Annotated in this window: 3 protein-coding genes and 1 pseudogene; 1 reads left to right on the forward strand and 3 read right to left on the reverse strand. The window is 61.9% G+C overall.

The window, feature by feature from the left end; genetic code table 11:
• Nucleotides 1-30 precede the first annotated feature (30 nt).
• The 3 genes from AC1AUD_RS12755 to AC1AUD_RS12765 all read right to left on the reverse strand — a co-directional run bounded on the left by AC1AUD_RS12755 (nt 31) and on the right by AC1AUD_RS12765 (nt 7,272).
• Nucleotides 31-3,684: a glycoside hydrolase family 2 TIM barrel-domain containing protein gene (locus tag AC1AUD_RS12755; protein ID WP_476574757.1), complete on the reverse strand. Its 3,654-nt coding sequence runs from the start codon at nt 3,682-3,684 to the stop codon at nt 31-33.
• 426 nt (nt 3,685-4,110) lie between these two features.
• Nucleotides 4,111-5,613 carry an amino acid permease gene (locus AC1AUD_RS12760; protein WP_476574758.1) on the reverse strand — a complete coding sequence of 501 codons (1,503 nt, stop codon included), beginning with the start codon at nt 5,611-5,613 and terminating at the stop codon, nt 4,111-4,113.
• 297 nt (nt 5,614-5,910) lie between these two features.
• Complete coding sequence (locus AC1AUD_RS12765; RefSeq protein WP_476574759.1) at nt 5,911-7,272, reverse strand: ATP-binding protein; 1,362 nt, start codon at nt 7,270-7,272, stop codon at nt 5,911-5,913.
• A gap of 489 nt (nt 7,273-7,761) precedes the next feature.
• Between AC1AUD_RS12765 and AC1AUD_RS12770 the strand changes: the two are divergent.
• Nucleotides 7,762-7,913, forward strand: a pseudogene (locus AC1AUD_RS12770) (carbohydrate ABC transporter permease); the annotation flags it as partial.

The raw sequence follows: 7,913 nt of genomic DNA on the forward strand, positions 1-7,913 counted from the left end.
CCGGCGGGCATCTTTCGCTGCGCCGCGACGTCAGCCGCGCATACGCGGGCGCAGGGTCAGATCGAGGCTCAGGTGCGCGCCGTCGAGACGGTATTCCTTGGCGAGCTCGGGGCCGCAGCTATTGGAGCCGATGCCGGCCTGATGGCCGATGAAGATCACCGTCGCGTCGGCGGGGTCGAGTTCGTGCAGGTGCCCCTTGGCCGTCAGTTCTTCGGCGGTGTAGGGCAGTGCCTGGAAGTCGAAGGTCTCCAAGCCGGTTTCCGGGGAGCCGGGGCCGGCGAGGAAGGCCAGCTCCGCGCCCGAGCTGGCGTCGGCGACGCTCGCCCAGTCGCAATCGTGATGGTTGCCGTTCTCCTGCGGCTTGAGATACGGCTCGAACAGCGTCTCGGGCGTGCCCTCGAACACGCCATGCCAGCTGGCGCGGCGCTTGTCCGCGTAGCTTTCGTTCGGGCCTAGGCCGCAGTAGGTCACGTGGTCCATCGACTTCGGCGTGAACAGGCGCAGGCCGAAGCGCGGCAGGGATGGGAAGCGGGTATCGCGTTCCACGGTCATCGCCAGCTCCACCGCGCCCGACGGGTGGATCGTCCATGTCGTGTCGATGCGCGCGATCGGCTGGACAACCGGCGCGACCAGTGCCATCCGGGCGCGGATAACTACCGCTTCACCCGTTGAGTCGGCCATCGAGTCTGCCGACGCGTCAGCCGTTATATTGACGGATTCGGCTGTCATATCGATGTCCGCCGAGCTGTCTGTCGCGTTGGTGTCCAGCGAACCATTCGCCGTGTTGACGGGTTTGCCGGTTGTCGTATCGGAGGCCGTTGAGCCGGCTGGCGTACCGCCTGCTGCGTCGGTGCCCTCGGCGGCCGGCGCAACCGCATACGTCACTTCGTACGCCCGCGCGCCCGCGTGATCGTACCGCCCGCGCAGCCACTCGGCCTTGACGTACTGATCGTTGTCGGTCGGCGCGCGCCATGCCTCGAGTTCCATCGGGCGCGCGAGCAGCGAGCATCCGCCGAAGGTCATCGTCGAGAACAACCCCGTGCGTGTATCGAGCGCATACCGGAAGTCGGCGCCCGTGACGATCAGCGAGGTCCCGCGCTCGGTGACGGTCGGCGTTGGGCGAGCACCCGCCGCCGCAGCCGCGCGAATCGTCTCCTCGCCGAACACCTCGCCCATCCACCCGGCCGTGCGCCCGGCCGCCAGCTCGCGTTCGGCCAGCGTGATGCGGTTGCGCCGGTCGGCCGTCGGCACGGCGATCTCATCGAAACCGAGTTCGAACAGCTCTGGCATCAGCTCGGAACCATCCGCCGGATTGACGACCGCGGACCGTGTCAGATACCGCAGCACCACCGTGACCCGGCCTTGCATATCCCGCGGAATATCAAGCCCCGGCAGCGTCACGCGCCCCTCGCCGTGCGCGGCGATCGCGTCGAGCGAGGCTTGGTCGGACTCGTCGAAAAGATAATACGAATCCAATTCGCCGTCGACATACAGCTCCCACATCAGCGTCACGACGCGCCCCAGCGGCAGGAAATCGAGGTAATTGTGCAGCGTGGCGACGAAGACGTCGGCGTCGTCCCCGTCCGCGGGCATGCGCTGGAAATCGACGACGCGCGCCGGTCGGTTAACGTTGCGCAGCTCGTCGAGTCCGGTGTGCGGCGTGCGGTCGGGGTAGACGAGGCCGTCCATGCAGAAGTTGCCGTCATGCGGATATTCGCCTGAATCGCCGCCGTAGGCATACTGATGTCGCCCGTCGGGCGTCGTTCCGCGGTCGATCGCATGGTCGCACCACTCCCACACGAACCCGCCGACGAAGCCGTCGTTGGCCTCGATGCGGGCGCGATAGGCCTCGAGGTCGCCCGGGCCGTTGCCCATCGCGTGCGAGTATTCGCACATCACATACGGGCGGATCGCGCCGTCGTCCTTCGTGCCGTCTTCGCCGTTCGAATGGTCGCCCGCGGGGCCGGCCTCGGAGAAGTATTCGTCGATCTGCTCGACGGGAGGATACATGCGCGAGTGCAGGTCGAGATTGGTGAAATCGAAGCTGGCGCGGGCGCGGCCGTCGTCGCCGGCGATGCCGGAGGGGGCGGATTGGCTGCCGGCGCGGGGTGCGTCGGCGGTGGTGTCGGCATCGGCGGTGGAAGCCTCGTCGTCCGCTCCCATCCGCGTCGTCGGCACATATCGCGCGGACTCATAATGCGTCAAACGGCTCGGATCGAAGCCCTTCGTCCACTTCAGCGCCTCCTCGAACCCGCAGCCGTAGGCGCATTCGTTGCCCATCGACCAGATGATGATGCCGGCGTGGTTCTTGTCGCGCTCGACGCTGCGCCGCACGCGATCGACATGCGCCTCGACCCACTCGGGATTGTCGGACAGCAGCTCGCCCCAGCGCGTGAGCATTCCCGACTCGCTGGTGTCCGGGTCGATGGCCATGAACGCGCCGTGGCTTTCGATGTCCGCCTCGGCGCACACATAGAGGCCGAGCATGTCGTAGAGATCGTAGAAATGCGGTGCGTTTGGATAATGGCTGGTCCGCAAGGCGTTGACGTTATGCTGCTTCATCAGCTCGAGGTCGGTCATGATCTGCGCCTGCGAGATCACCGGTCCGGTCTTCGGATCGGAATCGTGGCGGTTGACGCCGCGCAGTTTGATCGGGCGACGGTTGACCTCGACGACCTCGTGGCGTCCGTCGGCGCCGAGCGTCACGCGCACCTCGCGCACGCCGACGAGCTGGGTGATGGTCTCGTGCGCGGTTTCCAATACGAGGGTGTAGAGATACGGGTCCTCGGCGTTCCACAGATGCGGGGCGGCGATGGGCAGCGCGATTTCGGTACCCTCAGCCGTTGCGCGCGCGACCTTGCCGCCCTCCGCATCGAACAGCGTGGCCGTCACCGGCAGCGGTTCGTCATCGTAATAGGACAGATCCACGCGCACTTCAGCCGACGCGGCCTGCGCGCCCTCCCAGGCGATCGGCGTATGCACGAAGTAATCACGCACCGCCCGCTCCGGCCGCGCCAACAGATAGACATCGCGGAAGATACCGGTCCAACGGAACTTGTCCTGATCCTCGAGATAGCTGCCATCGCACCACTTGAGCACGAGCGCGGCAAGCGTGTTGCCGCCCTCCTCGAGCACGTCGGTCACGTCGAATTCGGCCGTGGAATGCGAGACCTGCGAATAGCCGACGAACTGCCCGTTGACCCACAGATACAGGCATGAATCCACGCCTTCGAAGTTGAGGAAGGCGCGCGGCGCGGCTGGATCGGCGTGCCATTCGAAATCGGTCAGATAGACGCCGCAGGGGGTGTCCTCGGGCACGAACGGAGGGTCGAGTGGGAAGGGATAGTTGATATTCGTGTATTGCTGGCCGTCGAAGCCGTGGAACTGCCACGCGCCCGGCACCGGCATCGTCGTGAAGCCATCGGCCGGGTCGGATTCGAAGCCGACATCGAAGAAGGCGGGCTCGTGCGCGGCGTGCGCGCGCGTCACCTCGGCGTCGAGGTCGTGGATTGACGCGTAGAAGCGGAAGTCCCAATCACCGTTGATCAGCGTGAGACGGTCGGAATTGGCTCGGCGCTCGCCGATGGTGTCGGTGCGGTGCGAGGCCGGCACGTAATACGCGCGGTTCGGCTCGGTTCCGACGTGCAGCGTGGCGGGGTCTTCGTAATAGCGGGGGATGAACATCGTCGTCGAAGCTCCTTGCTCGGATGGTTGTGTTCTCACCCATGATACCTGTGTTCTGGCATTTTTGTAAACGTTTACGACATGTTTGCGAACATTGTTCAATGCCGTATATCGGCTTCGGCGCTTTGGTTTGCGAGTCCATCTTCGAATTCGCTGCTGGCTATGATCCAGCCAGGAAAAATCGTTTGAAAATAGCGGTTTATGGGTTTGTGGCGTTATTTTCCTCATTACGAATCAAATAAACGGAGGGGTGTTGGCGAGGGATTGTCGTCCGCCGGTATTCGGTCCCATCAGGCGCCGTTGTCGGTGGATGTTCTATGCGCTGATCAGGCGCAGAATAAGAGTCCCTAAACCAGTGGCGCGATAATTATTATCGTAATAATAATTATCGCGCCACTAATCCTGAAGCGGGTAGCCTGCGAACCCTTACTTACGCTTGACCTGCGTGGCCTGATATGCGACGAGCAGCACGGCGAGCCAGATCACGCCGGCGATGACGGCGATGCGGTAGCTGGGGGAGAAGCACATGAGCACGACGACGAGCGCGAGGAAAACGAGCACGACATAAGGCGTCACGTGTGCGAACGGCAGCTTGAAATGGATCTTCTCAAGCGCCGCGGAACCGGTCAGTCCGGCTAGCTCGCCCGGGCCCTTGCCCGAGGCCACGACGCGGCGGAAATGCATCTCGGTGATCATGATGATCGTCCAATTGATGACGCCGGCGATCGTAGCGATCGACATGAGGTAGTTGAACGCGAACTCGGGCCACAGGAACACCACGACGACCGCGAGCACGGTGATCGCGGCGGAGGTGAGCACGCCCGCCACCGGCACGCCGCGCTTATTGAGCCTGCCGAGATATGCGGGGGCATTGCCCTGCTTGGCCAGCGAGTAGAGCATGCGGGAGTTGGAGTAGAGACCGGAGTTGTAGACGCTCATCACGGCGGTCAGACACACGAAATTGAGGATGCCGGCGGCCGCGTGGATGCCGACCGAATCGAAGATCTGCACGAAGGGGCTCGACTGGCCGTCGATCTCGTTCCACGGCACGACCGCCATGATCACGCCGAGCGCGCCGATGTAGAAGACGAGGATGCGCCAGATGATGTCATTGGTGGCGCGCGGAATCGTCGTGCGCGGGTTCTCGGTTTCGCCGGCGGTGATGCCGATGAGTTCGGTGCCGCCGAAGGAGAACATCACGACGACGAGGGCCATGAGCAGGCCGGTCCACGAGCCGTCCTCGGCGCGTCCCATCAGGCCGTGCGGGAAGAAGCCGTCGCCCACGGCGAACCAGTTGGCGAAGGACGCCTTGACGCCCGAATCGGTGGGCAGCGCGAAGATGACGACCGCGATGCCGCCGATGATCATCGCGATCACGGCGACGATTTTGATGATGGCGAACCAGAACTCGAATTCGCCGAATTTGCTCACGCCCAGCAGGTTGGTGGCCGTGATGAGCACGAGGAACACCGCCGCCGACACCCATGTCGGGATGGCGGGGAACCAGTAGTTGACGAAGGAGCCGACGACGGAGAGCTCGACCATCGACACCAGGATGTAGTTGAACCAGTAGTTCCAGCCGGAGACGAAGCCGGCGCGCTTGGACCAATATCGGGTCGCGTAATAGCTGAACGCGCCCGCCTTCGGGTCCTCGACCGACATTTCGGACAGCGCGCGCACGATCATGAAGATCGCGAGTCCGCCGATCAGATAGGCCAGCAGAATCGACGGTCCGGCCAATGAGATCGATTCGCTGGAGCCGTAGAACAGGCCGGTGCCGATGGCGCCGCCCAGCGCAATCAGCTGGATATGGCGGTTCTTCAGCGATTTGCGCAGCGTGCCGGGGACCGGCGCTTCGTGCAGGTCGGTTTGCGCCTGCGCCTGCGCGTGCGTTGGTGCCGCGTCCGTGGCGTTCTGGTTGCTCATCATGTTCCCCTCTCTTCGGGTGTGCAACCCCGCCATTGTAAGCGTGCCGGTCCGGAGACGACCTACCCGCGCCCGCACCTTGGCTGCCAGCGTCACAAACCTGCGATGACACGCCGGGTCTTCGCAGAAACGTGCCACTGAGAGCCCGTCAGCGGCACGTTTCTGCGAACGACACGCTATTGTTCGCAATTTCGTGCCACTGAGTCGCCATCAGTGGTAGGTTTCTGCGAACAACACGCCGGACTTCCGAATATCGTGCCACTGGTGGGCCGTCGTCCGGTTGCCTTTGTGGTCGTCAGTTCATTCGTTCAGCGCCGACAGATCCACGGCGTAGGTGAGTGCGCTTGGGCGCGGTGTTGGCTTGAGGAACATGGACATATAGAGCGGCAGATATGTGACGGGACCGTCCTGCTCGACGTTGCCCTTGCACAGCACGTAGCCGCCAGGCAGGTTCCAGTCCTCGACGCCCAGCAGATTGTCCAGCGCCTTGTGTCGCTTCCAGTCGTTGCCGGATTTCACCTCGACCGGTATGACCCGTTTGCCGTCCTGCACCACGAAATCCACTTCGCCGATGCGCGAGGTGATGAAGTAGTGCAGGGCAAATCCGTGGGCCAGCAGCTCCTGTGCCACGACGTTCTCCGTGATCGACCCCATGTTCACGTCTAGGTCGCCGCTCAGCAGATCGAACTGGATGTTGTCCATCGTTGCCGCGCACAGCAGGCCGGTGTCGTTCATAAATAATTTGAACAAGCTGCGGTTGCCATTGTTCTCCAACGGCGGCATCGGGACCTTGACGTTGTAGCAGGGCAGGGCCACTCCCGCGTCGGACAGCCATAGAAAACTGCTTGAGTATCGGTTTTGCCGTGCGTTCTTGCTCAGATCGGCCAGCACGAATCTGCGGTTTTTGTCGTCCAGTTGCGAGGGAATCGCATCGAAGATGGCGCGAATCTTGGTTCTGTCGTTGCCTTCGGCGTATTTGGCGATGTCTAGGCGGTACAGGGACAACAGGCTCGTCTGCGCCTCGATGACCTGTGCGATATCATGCGTATTCACATAACGTTGCACTACGTCGGGCATGCCGCCAACGACGACATAGAGGCGGAACAGCCGCATCATGGTCTCGTGCACCGCCGCGCTGACCGGTGTCCGTTGCACGAAATGGTCGTGGAGCAGGTCGATGGTCGATTCCTGCACGCCGTTGGCGATGCAGAATTCCTCGAAATCCATCGGGGTCATGCGAAGCGGTTCTTCGAAACCCACGGGATAGGAGGCCACTTCCTTGGTGCGCGCGCCTAGCAGCGAACCGGTTTCGATATAGTCGAAACGACCGTCTTCCACAAGGAATTTGATGGCGGTGCGCGCCGCCGGGCATTCCTGTATCTCGTCGAGCAGCACCAGTGTGTGGCCGGGCTTAAGCGGAGTGCGCAGATATGCCGTGAGATTGGCGATGACCGTATTCGCGTCGAGCGCGCCTTCGAATACGGTCGCAGCCGACGGGTCCCGCAGGAAGTTCAGTTCGGCGAAATGGTCGTAATGCCGTTTGGCGAATTCCCTCACCAGAGTTGTTTTACCGACCTGCCGGGCACCGGTGATGAGCAGGGCCTTGTGCCGGGGATTGGCTTTCCAGGCCTCCAGCCGTTCCGATGCCTTGCGTGTGAGCATTGCGAGCCCTTTCTTCCGGTGTCGATGTGTGACGGTCGTCGGTGACGAATATGTTTGTCACGTTTTTTGTCACGTTTTCAACAGTTAGATTTTAACTCTTGTCACGTTTTTCGTCACGTTATTGGAATTTGTCTACAGTCCCGCCGCCTCTTTGCAGAAACGTGACACTGAGAGTCCGTCAGCGGCATGTTTCTGCGAGCGTCGCGCTACTGTTCGTAATTTTGTGCCGCTGAGTCGCCGTCAGCGGTAGGTTGTTGCGAACAACGCGCCGTACTTCGAAGTGTCGTGACGCCGAGGAGTCAATTGAGAACCCTGAGAACACGGGGCGTCATGTGGTTGCCGTAGTTGTATATCAGTGTTATGATTACTACAACGTTAAAGAACGGGATGGAGAGACATTGCGTCGTGGATTGTCAACGATGTGATTGATGGCCACTTGTCCTATTTCTTTGACTTATCTATAACGTTGTTGATACAAGGGGGCCAAGGATGGTCAGATCGGGAGCCGCGCCCGTAGCCAAGACGGCGGGGAAGATGAATCGTCATCGTCGTGATTGGCGTGGTTGGAAGTTCATGTGGCCGTTTTCGGTGGTGTTCGTGTTCGTGTTCATCGTGCCGATCGTGTACGCCATCTATATCTC

This window comes from Bifidobacterium sp. LH_730 (assembly GCF_056355835.1).

Bases quoted from the DNA above. Each gene is read 5' to 3' on its own strand.
- AC1AUD_RS12755 (WP_476574757.1), bottom strand. From the start codon at position 3,684: ATGTTCATCCCCCGCTATTACGAAGACCCCGCCACGCTGCACGTCGGA.
- AC1AUD_RS12760 (WP_476574758.1), bottom strand. From the start codon at position 5,613: ATGATGAGCAACCAGAACGCCACGGACGCGGCACCAACGCACGCGCAG.
- AC1AUD_RS12765 (WP_476574759.1), bottom strand. From the start codon at position 7,272: ATGCTCACACGCAAGGCATCGGAACGGCTGGAGGCCTGGAAAGCCAAT.